The organism is Pseudoalteromonas sp. MelDa3, assembly GCF_002863625.1.
GTDB lineage: Bacteria > Pseudomonadota > Gammaproteobacteria > Enterobacterales > Alteromonadaceae > Pseudoalteromonas > Pseudoalteromonas arctica.
The window spans coordinates 1-18,347 of the sequence record NZ_PJBR01000089.1; the positions used below are offsets into that span (position 1 = coordinate 1).

Sequence of the window (18,347 nt, forward strand, 5' to 3'; positions counted from 1 at the left end):
TCATCAACTAATAAACCCACCTTTTGGTTATCTGTTTCTACAACAACAAGCAGCGTTTTATCGAGTGATTCAATGGCATTTTTATGATTAAAAATATCGTAGAGCCTTAAAATAGGAATGTATTCGTCCCGAAGCCTCAATACATCAAGGCTTTTACCCACTCGACTCACTTTAGCAATATCAATTTGCAGAGATTCCACAATAGAAATGAGCGGGATAATATAAGTATGCTGAGCCACCTTAACTAATTGCCCATCTAAAATAGCGAGAGTAAGTGGTAATCTAATAGTAAACGTAGAACCAACACCGGCCGCTGAGGTTACCTCTACTGAGCCATTTAATGATTGAATATTTCGCTTAACTACATCCATCCCAACTCCACGACCAGATAAGTCACTTACCTCATCTACTGTCGAAAAGCCGGGCATAAAAATAAGCTCATTTATTTCATCGTCACTGAGATGGTTATCAGCTGAGATTAATTCGTTAGCGATGGCTTTTTCTTTTATTTTTTTTGTATTTAACCCCTGCCCATCATCCATTATTTCAATAACAATGTTTCCACCCTGATGAAATGCATTTAAGGTTACTGTGCCAACGGGATCTTTACCTGCCGCCAGTCTTTGCTCAACAGTCTCTAATCCATGATCAAGTGAATTCCTCACTAAATGCACCATAGGATCGGATATTTTTTCCATTACTGTTTTATCAAGCTCGGTTTGCTCTCCAATCAACTTTAGCTCAACCTGCTTATTTAGTTTTTGCGCTATATCTCGCACTAATCGAGGAAAACGACTAAATACAAAGTTTATTGGCAGCATACGAATGCGCATCACATTTTCTTGTAAATCACGCGTATTATGGGCAAGTTGCGCTAGGCCTTCCTGTAGTAAAGTAATTGTGGCTGGTGTGATTTCTTGTTCGCTGAGTTGATTTAGCATAGCTTGTGTAATAACAAGTTCCCCAACCATATTTATTAACGAATCAACTTTATCAATACCAACTCGAATGGAGGTAGACTCTGGTGTACTTGCAGGTTTTTTATCTTTATTAGCAGCGGGTTGCTTTGGCTTACTAGGTAGCTCAGCTACTTTTATTAAATCGGATGTTTCAAGCTCAACGGCTTTAGGTATCTCATCTTGATTAGGTTGTATTGGCTCATCATTGCCAAATAAGCCGCCACATAATTCAACTTTTATATCGGCATCGTCTTCAACCCATTCAAACACTTCTTTTATGGCTTTTTCATCATGGCTAGTGCTTAAAAAAAAGCGCCAATGTAAAAAGCATTCATCACTGCTCAAATCTGTAATTTCTGGAACTTCATCGTAAAATACTGTGGTTTCTAACTCACCTAGCTCTTCAAGCTCACTGATCATGTACAGTGGCTCGTTTCCTGTTTTAAATAAATGATGATGAGGTTTAAAGTCTATTTGATAGGTATTGCTACTTGTTTGCTCTTCACAGCTTTGAGGTTTATTCTCTTGTGTTTCGTTTTTCATTCCAAGTACATGTTCAAATTGTACTTTTAACAAATCTGCTTCGGTTAAATCTGGCTCTTGTTCACCTTGAAGTGCAGCAAGTAAAGCGCGCAAGCAATCCACAGCTTTGAGTAATAAATTGACATGCTCGGTACTAAGCTCTCGTTCACCTTGGCGAATTTGATCCAGTAGTGTTTCAAGTACATGAGTAAAGTCAGCAACGGAGCTAAAACCAAAAGTGCCACTGCCTCCTTTTATTGAGTGAGCAGCTCTAAAAATAGTGTTGATAGTTTCTAAATCTTCCTCACCTGGCACTAAGTTTAATAACTCAGCCTCCATGGTATCTAGGCCTTCAAAACTCTCTTCAAAGAAAACTTCAAAAAATTGACTTAAATCTATACTCACACTGCGCTCCTTAGCGAATAACTTTTTTAATTACCGCTAGTAGCTGATCGGGATTAAATGGTTTTACAATCCAACCTGTTGCACCAGCAGCTTTACCCTCTATCTTTTTTTCTAAGCCCGACTCTGTAGTAAGCATCAGTAGTGGTGTAAATTTATAACTAGGTAAAGTACGCAGCTCTCGTATTAATGTAATTCCATCCATTATTGGCATGTTTACATCTGAGATCACGGCATCAAAATCTTGTTGCTTGGCAATAGCGAGAGCTTCACTGCCATCTTTAGCTTCGGTTACATCAAACCCGGCAGTTTTTAATGTAAAGCTCACCATTTGACGCATCGATGCTGAATCATCAACCGCTAAAATTCTTTTCATATATACCCCTAACTTTTACTTTCGGTTGTTAAGTATTGGCTTAAGCCAAGTTTATTAATTGTATGCGTTAAGGCCTTGCTACTGCCTACCCATATTATTTTGTGCTGTATAGTAAGTAAGTGTTTTTGTAAGGCGCATAAAAGTTGAATTGAGGCAGTATCAGCAGAAATCACATCGTTAATATCAAGACAGATATCATCGTTGCTATTGAGTTCGTGTAGTAAGTCTTGATGTAGTGTTTCAACTTGCGTAATAGCAAGTTCGCTCGGAAGTTTTAGCATTTAGTAAGTGCATTCCCTGTCAATTCAATTCATAACAAAAGCTTAGCCCTAGTTATTAAAATTGCCATAAAATGCTTAATTAAATTTAACCTGTCGTTAAAATACAAAAAAAGGAGCCTAAAGCTCCTTTAAAATTGGTAAAAAGTAAAAAACTAGTTTTTATAGTAATCAGCTATTTTTTTAAACTCTTCCGTTAAAGTCGTCGCATTAATTAATGGCACACTACCTTGTTTAAATTCTGGTTTAAAAATAGCTCTAACGGCTCCATTTTGATCAACCATAGCGACCGAGGCACTATGATCAACAGCATATTCTGATTCACTACTATCGCTAATGGCGTAAATTAAACCAAGCTCTCGAACAACAGGAAAAAGGTGTTTATGTTCCCCTGATACAGCTAAAAAGTCTGGGTTAAAGTAATCTATATATTGCTTTCGTTTAGCTGGTGTATCGCGTTTTGGATCAACCGATAAAAACCAAATTTGCAGCGGATAATCTGCTTGTAAGTTTTTATAAACAGCATTTAACTTAGCAAGTGTTAATGGACAAATATCTGGACAGCTTGTATAGCCTAAAAATACTAAATTCCACTGTCCTACAAATTGTTGCTTAGTCACTAATTCGCCGCGCTGATCGTTTAGCGTAAAATCAGACAATGGCTTTGCATTTTCGTAAACTAATGCATCTACATCTGGTGGACTATTTTCATTTGAACATGCTGATAAAAACAAAACTAAAACAACAATTAATCCAAGCCATAACTGCTTCATAAAGGGAGCCATTTATCTATAAATAAGATTACAAAGAGTACCATCAAATGAATAATCGAAAAACGAAATAAGTCCATTGCAGTCTCATCATTTCCAGCAATTTTTAAATTGACCGCCTTATATATAAACACGGCATTTAATACACATGCTCCTATCAAATAGATTAATCCAGACATACCGATTAAATAAGGTAATACGCAAACAACAGCGAGTAAAACAGAGTAAGCAACGACGCACGTTTTACAAAAATCGATACCATGGGTTACTGGTAACATAGGGATTTTAGCGCGTTCATAATCACTTTTTCGCGCTATAGCCAGCGCCCAAAAGTGTGGTGGGGTCCAGGTAAATATTATCATTACGAGTAACCAAGGGGCTGCTGCCATTTGGTTTGTTTCTGACACCCAACCTAATAATGGAGGCATTGCGCCAGCCAACCCACCTATAACAATATTTTGCGGCGTTGCACGCTTTAAAAATGATGTATAAACAAATGCATAACCTACCAATGCAAATAACGTTAATATAGCGGTTAAGGTATTGGCCCACACCATCAGCATAATAAAACCAGCAACCCCAATAACAGCTGCAAAACTAAGCGCATGTGTTTTACTTAAACGCCCTTTAGCCACAGGGCGATGACGAGTCCGCGCCATTTTTGAGTCTATCTCGCTATCAACCACATGATTAATAACCGCTGCAGCAGCAGAAAGTAGCCCTATACCTAACAAGCTAATAAACTGTACGACCATACCGCGCCCTACATCGGGAGCCAGCGCTAAACCAACCCAAGCTGTTAGCACCAGCATGGCTACCACTTTAAATTTACTAATTGCTAAGTAGTCTTGCAGCAAACTATGAGTACGCGAAATTAGCGATTGAGTATTAACGGGTAGCAGTATTTTTTTATCAATTATAAGTGCCATCATATTTCCCCTTTATGTGCGTGATTTTAGGTAATAACACAACCTAACCATGCTTAATAACAGTATGGCTGCCATCAAGTTATGCGCCAGTGCAACTCCCAACGGAATATGCCAATGTACTAAAATAAGCCCTAAGCTAATTTGGCAAAGCAGAACAAGTAATACACTCACAACGCAATTTTTAATTTTTTTAGAGTACGCTTGGCTGTATATTTTCCACATAATTAACGCCAGAACAATGCAAGTAACGAGTGCCCAAATGCGATGTAATAAATGAATAGACATACGCGCTTGCTGCGATAACACACCAAACTCATAATTACTGTGCTCAAGTGGTAATTGAAATACGCTACTCAATGAAAACGGTTGTGCGTAATTACACAATGGCAAACCACTACAATGTGGAGCGGCGTAATTTGCAGCCAGCCAACCACCAAGTGCAATTTGGATAATTAATACACTGAGCGCTACTAAACTTAAACCGAAATAGCGTTTTGCGCCGCTATCGCCACCCATAATAGGTTTTGCGGTTAGCCGTAAATATAAAAGCGTTATAAGTGACAAAATACTAAAGCCACCTAATAAGTGGCCCATTACAATAAGCGGCTGAAGGTTCATGGTTACTGTCCACATACCAAGGGCAGCCTGAAACACCACTAGTAGAAGTAAAGCCAAAGGCAATTTAACTGGCGTAGTTGGATATTGGCGTTTTAAAAAAGCCAACACAAATAAACCTAAAATAAGTAAGCCTAAAGCACCTGCAAAGTAGCGATGAATCATTTCTTTCCACGCTTTTGCGGTTTCGAACATCATATCGGGGTAGCTTTGAGTTGCTAAGGCTATGTCAGCCTCATGCTTAGGTACCGTTAAAAAACCATAACAACCAGGCCAATCGGGGCACCCTAAACCTGCATCACTTAAGCGGGTGTACGCACCTAAAGCAACTACAATCAAAGCGAGTAATCCTGTTATTAATACTAAGTTTTTATAATTTTTATACATCAGATACTCCAACTTAAGCTCAACTTAGTTAGCTAGAACGAGAATAGTTAAGTAATTTTTTTAGATCTTTTAATAACCCTTTTTGTACTAAACGGTTTTCTTGTGGCTCGACCTTAAAGGGATATTCAAGTACCACTAACCCCATATGATCAATCAAATACAAACTTGCAGGATTTAAACTCTGTTGCTCGGTAATAATTTTCCATGGTAGATTTTTATTGTCAGGGCTTCCCATTACAGCCATATCAACCTTGCCTTGGTTTTTACCAAGTGCCACATATAAATTATTAAGTGCATTGAGTTGTTCGCTGCATGGGGTGTTACATTCGTTTGAATAATTAAGTGCGATAGTCCATTGCTTGGGATTATTTTGCGGCCAATTTTTAAGTTTTATTTCTTGGCTTAAAAACTCGCCATTATTAGTAATTGCAGTAGGCAACCAATCAAACTTTAATGCGCCATATGCCAAAATTAATGGGATAGCGCAGCAGCCCACAAACAACACAAGGGGGTTATTTTTCATTATGTGTCCTTTTTTTACTCGCAAAAATAGCCACAACAGCACATGCAATAGCAATTAAAAACCATTGCACAGCGTAGGCATTATGCTTTTGAGGGCTCATAACAACTGCCTCATAATGAGGTGTTGCAATCTCATCACCAGTACCTTGTCTGTAAGCCATAAAATTAATTAATGATTGCTGGCTTTGAGTGCTCAGCATATTCAAGTCGATAGATTGGATTCTTGTAGGTAAGTCGTTATTTGTAGTTTTATCTTCAAGCGTAAAGCTACTTAGGTTATTTTCTTTTATTTGCGCTTTAAGAATAAAAACACCTGTAGGCAGAGTAACCTTTGGCAGTGTATCTCTAGATATAGGCGCTTTTACCCATCCTAAATTAACTAAAATCACTTTTTCTTCGCTGGCTGGCTTTAGTAAAGCAAGTAGGTCGTACCCTACTTGTCCGTTATAAACTTGATTATCTAAAAGCCAATATTGGTTTTGTACAAACCGCCCTTTTAACTCAACCAATACACCTGTTTTGTTCCAGCTATCAGGCAGGTTATGTAATTGAGACCAACTCATCACACCACGAGTATGTTGCTTAGCAATAGCGGTTAGTTGCTGCTGTTTTTGCTCACCCCGCTCCAACTGCCAAAATCCTAGTCGCACACACACAAGTACAACAACCACAACCATACAAAGTGTGATTAGTGAACTAAGCTTTTGTTTGTGCCATAAAACTAACTGCATAAAGGGTCAACTCAGTGATTATTAAAATTATTATCGTACTGTTGTTAATATTTATACTTTTTAACTTATTTAGAGCATTGTTTATTATGGTGTCAGGGAAAACTGGGGGACGACCTATGTCTCACTTTTTAGGTCGTCGCGTATTGTTTTCGGTCGTTGTTTTAGTTGTTGTTATTGCAGCGCTTAAACTTGGTTTTATTAAAGCAAATAATTCGCCAATAAACGCTACAGCACATATACAAATACAAACAAACACAGCCACACCACATCAACAAAGTGCCAATACCAAGCAGCTGCTTGAAAAGCAAAATGCTTATCTTTAGTAAAGTGCCCTTTTAATATCCGTAAAAATATTACAAATAAAAGTACCGTTCCTAGCGTTACATGCATGCCATGAAAACCAGTCAATAAAAAGAACGTATTACCGTAAATACCCGCATCTAGCGTTAGATTAAGGTCATTATATGCATGCATGTACTCCTCAACTTGCAGCCCTAGAAAGCAAACACCCAACAAAATAGTAGCGCCTAAAAAAACTTTAAGTGGAGTGCGTTTATTGTTTTCCATCGCTACATGGGCAAAATGTAAAGTAACTGAGGAAGTAAGCAGTATTAAGGTATTTATAAGCGGTAAGCCTTGCCAGCCCATAGCTTGAGTAGTTTCGCCAGCAGGTGTTGAAACTAGCGGCCAAACGGCTTCAAAAGTAGGCCATAAAACCTCGTTAGTCATTGCATTATTGCCTGCGCCTCCAAGCCAAGGTACCGACAATACCCGTGCATAAAAAAGCGCACCAAAAAAGGCCATAAAAAACATAACTTCAGAAAAAATAAACCAGCTCATACCTTGTCTAAAAGAGCGATCCATTTGTGCTGAGTACAAACCTTGGTCCGATTCACTAATTACATTTTTAAACCAGCTAAACAACATATACACAAGTACAGCAATACCGGCATAAAGCAGATAAACCCCGCTACCACCTTCTTTACCTACACTCATAACTGTTAAGCCTGCCCCTACTGCAATAAAAAACAATGCAACAGCACCTACAATAGGCCACGGGCTTTGTTCTGGTACGTAATAATGCTCATATTCTTGATTCATTTTATTTACTCCTAGTTTCACACTAGTTTAAAAAGCTAGTTATTATTTGCCACCAGCTGTTCACTAATATCAAATACGGTATAAGATAAAGTTAATTCTTCAATGTCGCTTGGCAGTGCGGTATCAACATAAAAAAGCAATTTAAATTCAAGTTCTTCCCCTGCTTTTAGAGGTTGCTGATCAAAGCAAAAACAGGCTATTTTATGTAAATACTTTGCCGCTTTACCTGGCGAGACTGATGGTACAGCCTGCATTACTTTATCTAGGTTGCTGTTATTTTTAGCACTAAACATTACTTCACGCATTGCACCGGGTTTTACCACTACACTGTATTCTTTTGATTTAACTTCAAACGGTGCACCACTTTGTGCGTGAGTAGTAAAGCTAACGCCGACTTCTCGGTTTTGTACTATTTGTGTACTTTGCTCTGCCTGCTCAAGCGAAGGTTTTCCATTAAGCCCTGTTACATCACAAAACACGTCATACAAAGGTACTAAAGCAAAGGCAAAGGCAAACATGCCTATGCAAATAAGTACCAAACGTTTGAGTAGCGGTGCGTGTGTCATTACTTAATTACCGGCGGCGTAGAAAAAGTATGATATGGCGCTGGAGAGTCAACTTCCCACTCAAGCCCTTCTGCCCCTTCCCATACTTTTGCAGGCACTTTATCACCGCCACGCGCGCATTTAATTACCACAGCTACAAACAACAATTGCGATAAACCAAAGGCAAATCCACCAATACTTATGATTGCGTTAAAGTCGGCAAATTGAAGTGCATAATCGGGAATTCGACGCGGCATACCGGCAAGCCCTACAAAATGCATAGGAAAAAACAATACGTTCACACTCACCAGCGATAGCCAAAAATGCCATTTAGCTAGCGTGATATTAAACATATTGCCCGTCCACTTGGGCAGCCAGTAATAGGCCCCCGCCATTATCGAAAATACAGCCCCTGTTACTAATACATAATGAAAATGCGCCACTACAAAATAAGTATCGTGGTACTGAAAGTCAGCAGGTGTAATTGCCAGCATCAACCCCGAAAAGCCACCTAAGGTAAACAGCACAATAAACGCAATACTAAAAAGCATTGGCACTTCAAAAGTTATTGAGCCTTTCCACATTGTGGCAACCCAATTAAATACTTTTACTCCTGTAGGTACCGATATAAGCATGGTCGCGTACATAAAAAACAACTCGCCAGCGACCGGCATCCCAGTGGTAAACATATGATGAGCCCATACAATAAAGCTCAATAGTGCTATGGAGGATGTGGCGTATACCATTGAGGCATAGCCAAAAAGTTTTTTACGAGAAAAGGTAGGTACTATTGTAGATATAATGCCAAAGGCAGGAAGAATCATTATGTATACTTCGGGATGACCAAAAAACCAAAAAATGTGTTGGAACATCACCGGGTCGCCACCGCCTGCGGCATCAAAAAAGCTGGTCGCAAAATACTTATCGGTAAGTACCATAGTGACAGCCCCTGCAAGCACTGGCATTACCGCTATTAATAAAAAGGCAGTAATTAACCACGTCCATACAAATAAGGGCAACTTCATCCATGTCATGCCTGGGGCACGTAAGTTCACTATAGTTACAATCACATTGATTGCGCCCATTATTGAGCTAATCCCCATAATATGTACGGCAAATACAAACAATGCAGTATTGTCATTACTGTATGTTGTAGACAGTGGTGCATAAAAAGTCCAGCCAAATGCAGGACCCCCACCAGGCATAAATAACGATGCCAATAGGATTAAAAACGCAAACGGTAAAATCCAAAAGCTCCAGTTATTCATTCTTGGCAATGCCATATCTGGCGCGCCAATCATGAGTGGTATCATCCAGTTAGCAAGGCCTGTAAAGGCCGGCATAACCGCACCAAACACCATAATTAAACCATGCACTGTGGTCATTTGATTAAAAAAGTGAGGATCGACCAACTGTAAACCTGGTTGAAATAATTCAGCTCTGATCACCATGGCCATTCCACCACCAATTAAGAACATGGTCAGCGAAAAAATTAAATATAAACTACCTATATCTTTATGATTAGTTGTGTAAAGCCAGCGTTTAAAACCCTTAGCTGGGTGATGAGCATGATGAGCTTCATTGGCGTTAGGTTGTTCTACTATGCTACTCATTAGTTCGCCTCCACTTTGGCATCAAGTGCTGCCTGTATTTGACTCGGTTGAATAACATCACCCGTATCATTACCCCACGCATTACGTTTATAAGTAATAACCGCTGCTAATTGCTTTATAGATAACTGTTTGGCAAATGCTTGCATTGCCGTACCGGGTCGCCCATGGATAACTACATCAATGTGATCTTTTATATCGCCAAGCACTATAGGGCTGCCTTTAAGTGCAGGAAATACACCCGGTAACCCCATGCCAGTAGGCTGATGACATGCAGCACAATTGGCCATATATACTTGTTCGCCTAAAGTCATTAATTCTTCTTTTGGGAGGGTTTTATCAAGTAATGCGGCATCTGCTAATGCTGCTTTTTGTTTAGCTTGCTTTGCATCTGCAAGCCACGTTTTAAAATCAGCCTCAGATTTAGCGACCACCACAACGGGCATAAAGCCATGATCTTTACCACACAACTCAGCACATTGGCCTCGGTAAGTACCTTCTTCGTTTATGTTCGTCCATGTTTCGTTTATAAAGCCGGGATTCGCATCTTTTTTAACTGCAAAATCAGGTACCCACCAAGAGTGAATAACATCGTCAGAAGTCATTAAAAATCGTACTTTTTGATTTATTGGCAGTACGAGAGGTTTATCAACCTCAAGTAAGTAGTTAGGATTTTTATCTGCAAGATTCGCTATTTCATCTTGCGGGGTAGATAAAATAGAGTAGAACTCTACATCTTCACCCATATATTCATAATGCCATTTCCATTGCGAGCCTGTAATTTTAATAGTGAGATCAGCTTTGCTGGCATCTTCCATTGCAATTAGGGTTTTAGTGGCTGGTACTGCCATAGCAATTAAAATAACAAACGGGATTGCAGTCCAAAGTATTTCTACTTTAGTGCTTTCGTGAAATTGGGCAGGTACAGCCCCTTTAGATTTGCGGTGATGAATAAGTGCCCAAAACATAATTGCGAACACTATCACCCCAATCACACAACATATTATAAATATGGTCATGTGCAGCTGATATACATTATTGCTTATATCGGTTACGCCTTTGCGCATATTGTATTGGCTGTTTGCCAAAACTGGGTGCGAAAAAACACATAATATAAGCCACAAGGTAGAGGTCAGTTTACCCATGTGACGGCTCCTTTGATGCTATTGCGAATGCAAAGCGAAGAGGCATACGGCTTAAACGCCAATTCGTTATTTTTATTTTTTTAGTCAATCTCATTTAATATTGATTGGTTTTGCTGCGCCAACAACGTGTTTGTGTATATTGTGTGTTCTCAAAACTAAAAAGCTGTGAGTTATTATTAGCTCAGCACATTAATAATTAGCTAAAAAATGAACAACAAGCAAGTTTTAGTATAAAAAACAATCAGGTGATATTGAGTAATTAATAAAAAATCAGTAACCAACTAGGTAACAGGAAGTTCAAAAGATGAGCAAAACAAAGGGGTTTAACGCATTCGGAGGAGGAAAATATAAGTGCAAAAAAGTTTACAGCTTAAATTGTCAGTGAGCTATTTATGCCCTATTTTTAGTGCGAATTTAAAACAGGAAATGCGTACTAATTAGTACGCATTTATAAAACTGCTTGTTTAAAAGCTATTTTTAAAGTCACATCCAATCAGCGTTTCTTATAACGCCAACGGCTAAGCCTTCAATATTAAAAGACTCATTCTCAAGATCTACTTCAATAGATTCAAAATCGTCGTTTTCAGCATGAAGTAATACTTTACGACCCGCTTTCTCAAGACGTTTTACAGTTACGTCTTCGTCTAGGCGGGCAACAACAACTTGCCCGTTTTCAGCGGTTTGAGTACGATGTACAGCAAGTAAATCACCATCCATAATACCAATATCTTTCATGCTCATACCGTTAACGCGTAGTAAAAAATCTGCAGCCGGTTTAAACATTAATGGATCGATTTTGCAGTGACTTTCAACGTGCTCTTGCGCCAAAATAGGTGAACCAGCAGCAACACGCCCTATAAGCGGTAAACCTAATTGTTCTGGCTCTTCTTCTTCAATTAATTGAATACCACGGCTTGCACCTGGTTTCATTTTAATTGCGCCTTTTTTAGCAAGTGCTTTTAAATGTTCTTCAGCAGCATTGGCACTTTTAAAACCTAATGTTTGCGCTATTTCAGCACGTGTAGGAGGCATACCAGTGTCTTTAATAAAAACTTTAATTAGTTCGAGTATTTGAGCTTGGCGGTTCGTTAATGGTCGCATACAACTGGTTTTCCATACAGTACATTTAACTGTGAGTATATACAGTTAAATAAAAATCGCAAATTTAAATTAAGCCTTAAAATAGCCAAAGTAATTTCACTTGTGTACATTTTAGGGATATAACTAAAGCTAGGTTTATAAATGATTAAAAAAGCAAAGGAGTCATTATGAGTATTTGGTACCAGCCCATCACTTTAGAGCTGTGCAAGCAGTTAGAACAAGGCATTGATGGCCAAGGAACATTAATGAAAACCATGGGAATAGAAGTCACTGAAATTGGTGATGATTACTTAGTAGCCACTATGCCGGCAATTCCTGAGCATCATAACCCAATGGGAATGGTTCACGGCGGTGCTAACGTTGTACTTGCCGAAACAGTTGCCAGCTATGCAGCTAACTTTGTTGTCGATTTTACAAAATTTTACTGCGTGGGGCAGGAAATTAGCGCAAGTCATTTAAAAGCATCTCGCAACGGCACTTTAACAGCAACGGCAAGAGCGTTTCATATTGGCAAACGTAGTTCAGTGTGGGAAATAAAAATTACAAATAGCCGCAATGAGCTGTGCTGCGTATCAAAAATGACCGCAGCAGTCGTAGAGCGAAGGTAGTTACTTTTCGATTGGGTAAATTGTAATTTCCATACCCGCACCAATCGCAGATATACGTAGTAATGTATCTGCATCTAAGGCTTGATTAAAGCACTTAGGGGAAGTGCCTGATTCAAAACCAATATCAAACGTTCTACGTGAACAGCTTAACCATTGCTTTAGCGCGTTACGCGAACACGATTCAATAAGCTCACATATATGGTTTATTGCTTTGTCAGGCGTGTTTACTACACCTGTTGCTTCAATACGCGCTAATTGACGGTATTCGTCTTTGTCATAATGTAAAATCGTCGCGACTTTTTTCAAGTCTGCCACTAGCAAACTAATATCTTGCTTTGATTCAAGCTCAAGATCTACATTTAAAAATTGAATTTCCGACATCGTTTCGTATTTATCCTCTAATAATTTCATTGCAAACTTTAACGCAGTTTTACCGTTATACCAAATCAACTATGCTCTATTAACCACTTTATATAGATATTTCGCAGCTTTTAAGTATTTTTTAGCGTTTAAAGCTAGCTGGATATCAAACACTCAGCTCAATTAAACAAATAAGTCATGTTAGCAATTTAAGTGTAATCTTTTTTATTTTTAAATGATTACAGTAAGCTATAGTTTAAACTGCGACAAAATGTCGCAGTAACTAATCCCATTAATGTAATAAACTAGCCTCTAAAAATAATAAGACTAAAACATGAATAAAAAAATATTTAAGTATGCTCGCAAGTTACATAAATGGCTCGGTTATTTGCTCACATTACAAATTTTAGCTTGGCTATTAGGCGGTTTAGTCATGAGCGCTATTCCTCTTGATAAAGTTCATGGGGAGCATCTTGCAACACGTACTCTTAATAACCCATTTACGCAGGCTGATTATGTTGCCTCCCTTAACGATATTGCATCTCAGGTGGTTAATCCAACATAAATAATTTTTGAGAACTTTTTAACCACACCTATAATTACAGTAATAAATAAAGATGAACAGCAAAGCTTTAACGGTATAACAGGCCGGCCTTTTGAGCCGCCAACTAAAATACAAATTACCGCAAATGCTAAAGCACACTTACTTATTGATGCTCAAGTGACAAGCGCTGTACTGCTAAAGCAAGGTATGCGAGAAGTTGGATATAAAACCAATGTTTGGCAGGTACAATTTGACGACACATTTAACACAACACTGTATTTGTCAGAAAATAACGGTAAAGTTATCACCGTTCGCAGCACACTATGGCGAATTTTCGACTTTTTTTGGATGTTACATATTATGGATTACGATGAGCGAGAGGATTTTAATAATCCGCTGCTTATTAGTTTTGCAGCAACCAGCGTACTTTTTTGCCTAAGTGGAATATTACTACTTATGCAAAACATACGACTAAAACGATTTATCCGAATTAAAAGTAAGAATAAATCAAAGTAGTCATATTGGTTTTTAAGAACTAGCGCACTCTCACCAAAGAGTAAATAAGCCCTAGGAAGTACCCAAGGGCAGATTTTATTCCAAGTGTTTAAATCGACTCAAATGTCGCTTTAACATTTCGTTTTCGAAAATCAACTCATCACGCTCATCCAGCAATTGTAAAACTAAAGCTATTGCCGACCAATCTAACGAAAAGTCATGTTGAATACGGGCCGCTTTTTTAACTAAGGTCACTGCAGATACCGTAAATTGCCACTGCGTAACATGCTTCCCCTCAATTGGAACCGCAATATTGTGCTCAACTAGCTCATATAAAATTGCTTCGCTAATATCACTACTCAAACATAGCTCTTTGCTAGTAAGTAAATCATCTTTTTGTGTCACGATAATTTGCATTATGGCTTGCTCCAGTTATTACGGGGATCAAAGTGAGCTTTTTCGGCTAATTCTTCCCAAAGTTTTTTACTGGTATCATCAACAGATGTTGGATTAACAATTTTAAGCACAGCAAATAAATCACCTTTGGCTTTTTTACTCATTAATCCCTTACCTTTAATACGCAAGCGTTGACCAGACTGACTATTAGATGGAATAGTTAATTGGATTTTGCCTGCCAACGTAGGTAAATTTATTTTTGTACCAAGAGCCGCTTCCCATGGTGCAAGAGGGACGACTATATTTAGGTTATGACCTTCAACATCAAATAATGGGTGGGGCACTAAACTAATTTGTAAGTACAAGTCGCCATTTTGCCCGTTCGCTGACCCTAATCCGCCTTGCCCTTTTAGTCGAATTCGTTCGCCATTTACTGAACCTGCGGGAATTTTCACTTTAAGTGATTTTTTAATTTCAGAGACACGACCACTACTATCTCGCTGCGGTAACATAAACTCAACAGGCTTAACGGTATCAACTAAAGTCTCTTCAAGAAAAATCGGGAACTCTATTTCCACATCTTGTCCTTTTTGCGCGCGAGCGGCGTTACTTCTGCTCTGCCCGGAACGATTGAATCCACCGGCGCCGCCAAACATTGAATTAACAAAATCAGAAAACTCTTGATCGGTTTGAGGATCGCTTTGCTGATAATTACTTTGCGATGAGGCATTGTTACCACCATAATTACCTTGCTGTTGACGAGCACGATTTTGTTGATGACGACGTAACTCGTCGTATTTAGTGCGTTCTTCTTTGTTATGAATGACTTCGTAAGCTTCTGCTATTTCTTTAAACTTATCTTCTGCTTGAGGCTCTTTGCTTACATCTGGGTGATATTTTCTGGCTAATTTTTTATAAGCTACTTTAACCGCTTTATCGTCTGCATCAGGCGATATTCCGAGCACTGCATAATAATCAACAAATTTCATTTGCAATCCAAATCCCCATATTGAGTAAGCTTTAAGCATACTCCTTAACGTATAATCTTGTGTGGTTAAAATACGATAAATAGTAAGAAATAAATGAATAGTGAAAATAACTTTGAATAAAAAATTAATCGGACACTTTTTAGTAATATAAGTGCAGGCCTTAAGTTAACTTTATCTTTTATCTTCAAGGCTTTAAACTGCCTGTTCCTGTAGTTCACATTTGTGATGGATATGACTCGATTTATTCTGGCCTTACTGGCTTGTTGTGTGTGCGTTTCGGTATCAGCCGAACAATTTACCCGTTTTTCAACGGCTAAAAGACATTTAATTAAAACCCTCCCTGACAACGCCAAAAGTATTTACTGCGGTTGTGATATTAAAAAAGAAGGCAAAAAACTCATTCCTGATCCTTCTAACTGTGGTTACATTCCTCGAAATACACTTACCCGCTCAGGCAAAGTAAATGTACGAGCACTACGTATTGAATGGGAACACATTGTTCCGGCGTGGGAATTTGGTCATCAGCTACAATGTTGGCAAGATGGCGGACGTAAAAACTGCCGTAAAGTAAGTGCTAAATTTAGAAAAATGGAAGCCGATATAAATAACTTAGCGCCAGCTATTGGCGAAATTAATGCCGATCGCTCTAATTATCGTTTTGGCATGCTTAGCGAAAACGCCACACAATATGGTCGTTGCGAAGTAAAAGTAAACTTTAAGCAACGTGTAGTTGAACCGCCTGTCTATGCACGTAAACGTATAGCCGACACTTACGCTTACATGCAGAAAACATACGGTTTAAAAATCTCTGATAAACAGCAAAAGTTATTTAATGCGTGGAAAAAGCAAGCATTTGCAGATACAAGTAGTGCGAGCAAGCTCTAAGCTTTAACACTCATTTACATAAATCAAAGTTATAAATGTTGAATAAACGAGCGAGTGTTGTAATATTTTAAACAACTTATTTACAAAAAAGCCCTTAACTATGTTTAAAAATAATAAAACCTCGCTTGCCATTTTCACTGCATTTGCGGGCTTTGCTTTAACGGGTTGTGGCGGCGGAGGCGGTATCGACTCTGCTCCTGTAGTTACCACGCCTATAGTTACAACACCTGTTAGTAGCAGCCCAACATGGACAGCGGCGGTATTTGAGCCCTCTAACGATTTAAAAAACTTTTGCGAAACCCCTCGTACGGGTAACGATCCCTTTAATAACAACAACCCCTACCCAGATCAAGCGGGTTCTGCCCTTTATGAAAAGCTTTGGCTTCGCTCTTGGAGCGACGAAACATACCTTTGGTATGATGAGATTGCCGATAGCGACCCTGAAAGCTTTGCCACAGTAGCTGATTATTTTGCCCAATTAAAAACAGAGCAGCTTACCGACTCAGGTGCAAAAAAAGATAACTTTCATTTTTCAGAACCTACTGAAGATTACTTTCAAGAAGCGCAATCGGGCGTTACTTCTGGTTACGGTATAAATTGGGCGTTTATTGGCGATACAGCCGATCGTATTTTACGCGTTGCTTATCTTGAAGATGATTCACCTGCAAGCCAAATAGGCTTTCAACGTGGTGATACTGTACTTTCAGTTGACGGTGTTAGCATTAATACCAATACAGAGTCGGGTGTAGATACGCTTAACGAAGGTTTATTTAGTCCTACTAACGGCGACTCACATACTATTGTTGTACGCAGTAACGATGGCGCCGAAAAAACATTTAATGTAACCGCTGGCAATATTGAACAAACACCTGTTCAAAATGTTAAAACGATTACAACTGCAAATGGTTCAAGCGTGGGTTACATGCAATTTAATAGCCATATAAGCATTGCCCAAGAAGGGCTTATTGATGCGGTAAATAAGTTTAAAACCGATAGAGTTGACGAGCTTGTAATCGACTTTAGATATAACGGTGGTGGTTTATTAGCACTGTCGGCACAATTAGCTTATATGGTTGCCGGTAATGCCAACGTTAACAACCGCTTTTATTATCAAACTCAACAAAACGATAAACAACCCGTTGATTCGCCCTTCCCATTTATTGATGAAGAAATAGATTACTCTACTTTTTTTAGCACAGGTGAAAACCTACCTGATTTAAACCTATCAAAGGTTTATGTATTAAGCACATCAGGCACCTGTTCGGCATCAGAAGCTTTTATTAATGGTTTAAAAGGTATAGACGCAGAAGTTGTTTTAATTGGCGACACAACCTGCGGTAAGCCCTATGGCTTTACCCCAACTCATAACTGCGCAACAACCTATTACACTATTCAATTTAGTGGCGTAAATAGCAAAGGATTTGGCGAATACGCTGCGGGTTTTACACCAACCCCTACGCCACAATTTGATGCTGATGTTCAAGGTTGTGAAATTGAGGACGACTTTGATCATCAGTTAGGCGACAGTGACGAGGCCGTTTTAGCCACCGCATTATTTCATGTTGAAAATGGCAGTTGTCCAGTTAGAACGGCTGCTGCAAAAGCAGAGCCAGCTAATTTTTCAAGCTCTCGTGAATCTCTCATTCCTTTAAATATGCCTGAGCAATTTACCCAGCGTAATATGGACTTAACTTGGCCAACGCTGGGTGAGGAAAGGTAATGGCTAAATTATTACTCCCATTAGCCACCTTGCTCGCTTTAGGCGGATGCCAAAGTGTAAATAGTGAGCCCGCTAAACCCGCTATATTAACGAGCGTTAATCCCAGCGTTATTACAACACTACAACAGGCAATTCAACAAGCTAAGGGAGGCGCATTAGTAACACTTGCCGATTCGGTATTTACTAAACGTAGCGAACTGCTAATTGATCATGCAATGAGTAAAGGGTCTGATGGCAGAGTAATTATGGGCGCGCATAATATAAAATCTGAGAAGTTTATTTTGCAGCTACGTAATAACCAATGTGAGCTTTACTATCCTAAAAAAGAGCTTACTACAGTACTTGAAGGTGTTACCT

General features: G+C 38.9%; 21 protein-coding genes and 1 pseudogene. 6 read left to right on the top strand and 16 right to left on the bottom strand.

Translation table 11 applies throughout. The features are described from left to right. The 8 genes from CXF89_RS15055 to CXF89_RS15090 all read right to left on the bottom strand — a co-directional run. A partial coding sequence (locus CXF89_RS15055; RefSeq protein ID WP_145990827.1) for a chemotaxis protein CheA occupies positions 1 to 1,886 on the bottom strand: 1,886 nt, incomplete at its 3' end. A 10-nt stretch (positions 1,887 to 1,896) separates the two neighbouring features. Further along, positions 1,897 to 2,259, bottom strand: a complete 363-nt coding sequence (locus CXF89_RS15060) for a response regulator (RefSeq protein WP_007584956.1) — start codon at positions 2,257 to 2,259, stop codon at positions 1,897 to 1,899. A gap of 8 nt (positions 2,260 to 2,267) precedes the next feature. Continuing rightward, entirely contained in the window at positions 2,268 to 2,540 is a 273-nt protein-coding gene (locus CXF89_RS15065) for an STAS domain-containing protein (RefSeq protein WP_024594293.1), read from the bottom strand. A gap of 152 nt (positions 2,541 to 2,692) precedes the next feature. After that, the gene (locus CXF89_RS15070; RefSeq protein WP_024594294.1) at positions 2,693 to 3,310 is read right to left on the bottom strand and encodes an SCO family protein; all 618 of its coding nucleotides are present in this window, start codon (positions 3,308 to 3,310) and stop codon (positions 2,693 to 2,695) included. Then, positions 3,307 to 4,236, bottom strand: coding sequence for a heme o synthase (gene cyoE, locus CXF89_RS15075; protein ID WP_002959598.1), 930 nt, complete (start codon positions 4,234 to 4,236; stop codon positions 3,307 to 3,309). Before cyoE ends, CXF89_RS15070 begins: the two co-directional genes overlap by 4 nt. Before the next feature lie 12 nt (positions 4,237 to 4,248). Continuing rightward, positions 4,249 to 5,238 (bottom strand): COX15/CtaA family protein, encoded by a 990-nt coding sequence (locus tag CXF89_RS15080; protein ID WP_007584952.1) that lies wholly within the window; start codon positions 5,236 to 5,238, stop codon positions 4,249 to 4,251. Between the two features lie 28 nt (positions 5,239 to 5,266). Continuing rightward, positions 5,267 to 5,761 carry a hypothetical protein gene (locus CXF89_RS15085; protein ID WP_007584950.1) on the bottom strand — a complete coding sequence of 165 codons (495 nt, stop codon included), beginning with the start codon at positions 5,759 to 5,761 and terminating at the stop codon, positions 5,267 to 5,269. Beyond that, entirely contained in the window at positions 5,751 to 6,491 is a 741-nt protein-coding gene (locus CXF89_RS15090; protein WP_024594297.1) for an SURF1 family protein, read from the bottom strand. Before CXF89_RS15090 ends, CXF89_RS15085 begins: the two co-directional genes overlap by 11 nt. A gap of 14 nt (positions 6,492 to 6,505) precedes the next feature. Between CXF89_RS15090 and CXF89_RS21525 the strand changes: the two genes are divergently transcribed. Beyond that, positions 6,506 to 6,814: a DUF2909 family protein gene (locus CXF89_RS21525; protein WP_076916441.1), complete on the top strand. Its 309-nt coding sequence runs from the start codon at positions 6,506 to 6,508 to the stop codon at positions 6,812 to 6,814. Here CXF89_RS21525 and CXF89_RS15100 read toward each other — a convergent pair. From CXF89_RS15100 to lexA, 5 genes are all read right to left on the bottom strand, one after another. Then, complete coding sequence (locus CXF89_RS15100) at positions 6,717 to 7,592, bottom strand: cytochrome c oxidase subunit 3 (RefSeq protein ID WP_002959610.1); 876 nt, start codon at positions 7,590 to 7,592, stop codon at positions 6,717 to 6,719. The two genes, CXF89_RS21525 and CXF89_RS15100, sit on opposite strands and share 98 nt — an antisense overlap. Before the next feature lie 35 nt (positions 7,593 to 7,627). Continuing rightward, positions 7,628 to 8,158 carry a cytochrome c oxidase assembly protein gene (locus tag CXF89_RS15105; RefSeq protein ID WP_121955068.1) on the bottom strand — a complete coding sequence of 177 codons (531 nt, stop codon included), beginning with the start codon at positions 8,156 to 8,158 and terminating at the stop codon, positions 7,628 to 7,630. Continuing rightward, positions 8,158 to 9,750, bottom strand: a complete 1,593-nt coding sequence (ctaD, locus tag CXF89_RS15110) for a cytochrome c oxidase subunit I (RefSeq protein WP_007584944.1) — start codon at positions 9,748 to 9,750, stop codon at positions 8,158 to 8,160. Before ctaD ends, CXF89_RS15105 begins: the two co-directional genes overlap by 1 nt. Then, positions 9,750 to 10,892: a cytochrome c oxidase subunit II gene (coxB, locus tag CXF89_RS15115; protein ID WP_024594300.1), complete on the bottom strand. Its 1,143-nt coding sequence runs from the start codon at positions 10,890 to 10,892 to the stop codon at positions 9,750 to 9,752. Before coxB ends, ctaD begins: the two co-directional genes overlap by 1 nt. 483 nt (positions 10,893 to 11,375) lie before the next feature. Beyond that, on the bottom strand, positions 11,376 to 11,993 hold the full coding sequence (gene lexA / locus CXF89_RS15120; RefSeq protein ID WP_007584941.1) for a transcriptional repressor LexA: 618 nt from the start codon (positions 11,991 to 11,993) through the stop codon (positions 11,376 to 11,378). 167 nt (positions 11,994 to 12,160) lie between these two features. Here lexA and CXF89_RS15125 point away from each other — a divergent pair, with 167 nt between their 5' ends. Next, the gene (locus CXF89_RS15125; RefSeq protein ID WP_007584940.1) at positions 12,161 to 12,601 is read left to right on the top strand and encodes a PaaI family thioesterase; all 441 of its coding nucleotides are present in this window, start codon (positions 12,161 to 12,163) and stop codon (positions 12,599 to 12,601) included. Here CXF89_RS15125 and CXF89_RS15130 read toward each other — a convergent pair whose 3' ends face one another. Beyond that, the gene (locus CXF89_RS15130) at positions 12,602 to 12,982 is read right to left on the bottom strand and encodes a hypothetical protein (protein WP_008138697.1); all 381 of its coding nucleotides are present in this window, start codon (positions 12,980 to 12,982) and stop codon (positions 12,602 to 12,604) included. It abuts the gene before it with no gap. A gap of 313 nt (positions 12,983 to 13,295) precedes the next feature. Here CXF89_RS15130 and CXF89_RS15135 point away from each other — a divergent pair. Further along, positions 13,296 to 14,021, top strand: a pseudogene (locus CXF89_RS15135) (hypothetical protein). A gap of 75 nt (positions 14,022 to 14,096) precedes the next feature. On the opposite strand, the gene CXF89_RS15140 reads toward CXF89_RS15135, so the two are convergent. After that, entirely contained in the window at positions 14,097 to 14,417 is a 321-nt protein-coding gene (locus tag CXF89_RS15140; RefSeq protein WP_007584937.1) for a chaperone modulator CbpM, read from the bottom strand. After that, positions 14,417 to 15,385, bottom strand: a complete 969-nt coding sequence (locus tag CXF89_RS15145; protein ID WP_007584935.1) for a DnaJ C-terminal domain-containing protein — start codon at positions 15,383 to 15,385, stop codon at positions 14,417 to 14,419. Before CXF89_RS15145 ends, CXF89_RS15140 begins: the two co-directional genes overlap by 1 nt. Before the next feature lie 231 nt (positions 15,386 to 15,616). Between CXF89_RS15145 and CXF89_RS15150 the strand changes: the two genes are divergently transcribed. The 3 genes from CXF89_RS15150 to CXF89_RS15160 all read left to right on the top strand — a co-directional run. Continuing rightward, a complete protein-coding gene (locus CXF89_RS15150; protein ID WP_033012759.1) occupies positions 15,617 to 16,270 on the top strand; it encodes an endonuclease in 654 nt (217 codons plus the stop codon). 100 nt (positions 16,271 to 16,370) lie between these two features. Further along, positions 16,371 to 17,990, top strand: coding sequence for a S41 family peptidase (locus CXF89_RS15155; RefSeq protein WP_121955069.1), 1,620 nt, complete (start codon positions 16,371 to 16,373; stop codon positions 17,988 to 17,990). Further along, positions 17,990 to 18,347: hypothetical protein (locus CXF89_RS15160; RefSeq protein ID WP_121955070.1), on the top strand; the 358-nt coding region annotated here is incomplete at its 3' end. The genes CXF89_RS15155 and CXF89_RS15160, both read left to right, overlap by 1 nt.

What these genes read in the sequence shown, in the direction of transcription:
- CXF89_RS15060 (WP_007584956.1), bottom strand. Translation starts at nt 2,259, where the DNA reads ATGAAAAGAATTTTAGCGGTTGATGATTCAGCATCGATGCGTCAAATG.
- CXF89_RS15065 (WP_024594293.1), bottom strand. Translation starts at nt 2,540, where the DNA reads ATGCTAAAACTTCCGAGCGAACTTGCTATTACGCAAGTTGAAACACTA.
- CXF89_RS15070 (WP_024594294.1), bottom strand. Translation starts at nt 3,310, where the DNA reads ATGAAGCAGTTATGGCTTGGATTAATTGTTGTTTTAGTTTTGTTTTTA.
- cyoE (WP_002959598.1), bottom strand. Translation starts at nt 4,236, where the DNA reads ATGGCACTTATAATTGATAAAAAAATACTGCTACCCGTTAATACTCAA.
- CXF89_RS15080 (WP_007584952.1), bottom strand. Translation starts at nt 5,238, where the DNA reads ATGTATAAAAATTATAAAAACTTAGTATTAATAACAGGATTACTCGCT.
- CXF89_RS15085 (WP_007584950.1), bottom strand. Translation starts at nt 5,761, where the DNA reads ATGAAAAATAACCCCCTTGTGTTGTTTGTGGGCTGCTGCGCTATCCCA.
- CXF89_RS15090 (WP_024594297.1), bottom strand. Translation starts at nt 6,491, where the DNA reads ATGCAGTTAGTTTTATGGCACAAACAAAAGCTTAGTTCACTAATCACA.
- CXF89_RS15100 (WP_002959610.1), bottom strand. Translation starts at nt 7,592, where the DNA reads ATGAATCAAGAATATGAGCATTATTACGTACCAGAACAAAGCCCGTGG.
- CXF89_RS15105 (WP_121955068.1), bottom strand. Translation starts at nt 8,158, where the DNA reads ATGACACACGCACCGCTACTCAAACGTTTGGTACTTATTTGCATAGGC.
- ctaD (WP_007584944.1), bottom strand. Translation starts at nt 9,750, where the DNA reads ATGAGTAGCATAGTAGAACAACCTAACGCCAATGAAGCTCATCATGCT.
- coxB (WP_024594300.1), bottom strand. Translation starts at nt 10,892, where the DNA reads ATGGGTAAACTGACCTCTACCTTGTGGCTTATATTATGTGTTTTTTCG.
- lexA (WP_007584941.1), bottom strand. Translation starts at nt 11,993, where the DNA reads ATGCGACCATTAACGAACCGCCAAGCTCAAATACTCGAACTAATTAAA.
- CXF89_RS15125 (WP_007584940.1), top strand. Translation starts at nt 12,161, where the DNA reads ATGAGTATTTGGTACCAGCCCATCACTTTAGAGCTGTGCAAGCAGTTA.
- CXF89_RS15130 (WP_008138697.1), bottom strand. Translation starts at nt 12,982, where the DNA reads ATGTCGGAAATTCAATTTTTAAATGTAGATCTTGAGCTTGAATCAAAG.
- CXF89_RS15140 (WP_007584937.1), bottom strand. Translation starts at nt 14,417, where the DNA reads ATGCAAATTATCGTGACACAAAAAGATGATTTACTTACTAGCAAAGAG.
- CXF89_RS15145 (WP_007584935.1), bottom strand. Translation starts at nt 15,385, where the DNA reads ATGAAATTTGTTGATTATTATGCAGTGCTCGGAATATCGCCTGATGCA.
- CXF89_RS15150 (WP_033012759.1), top strand. Translation starts at nt 15,617, where the DNA reads ATGACTCGATTTATTCTGGCCTTACTGGCTTGTTGTGTGTGCGTTTCG.
- CXF89_RS15155 (WP_121955069.1), top strand. Translation starts at nt 16,371, where the DNA reads ATGTTTAAAAATAATAAAACCTCGCTTGCCATTTTCACTGCATTTGCG.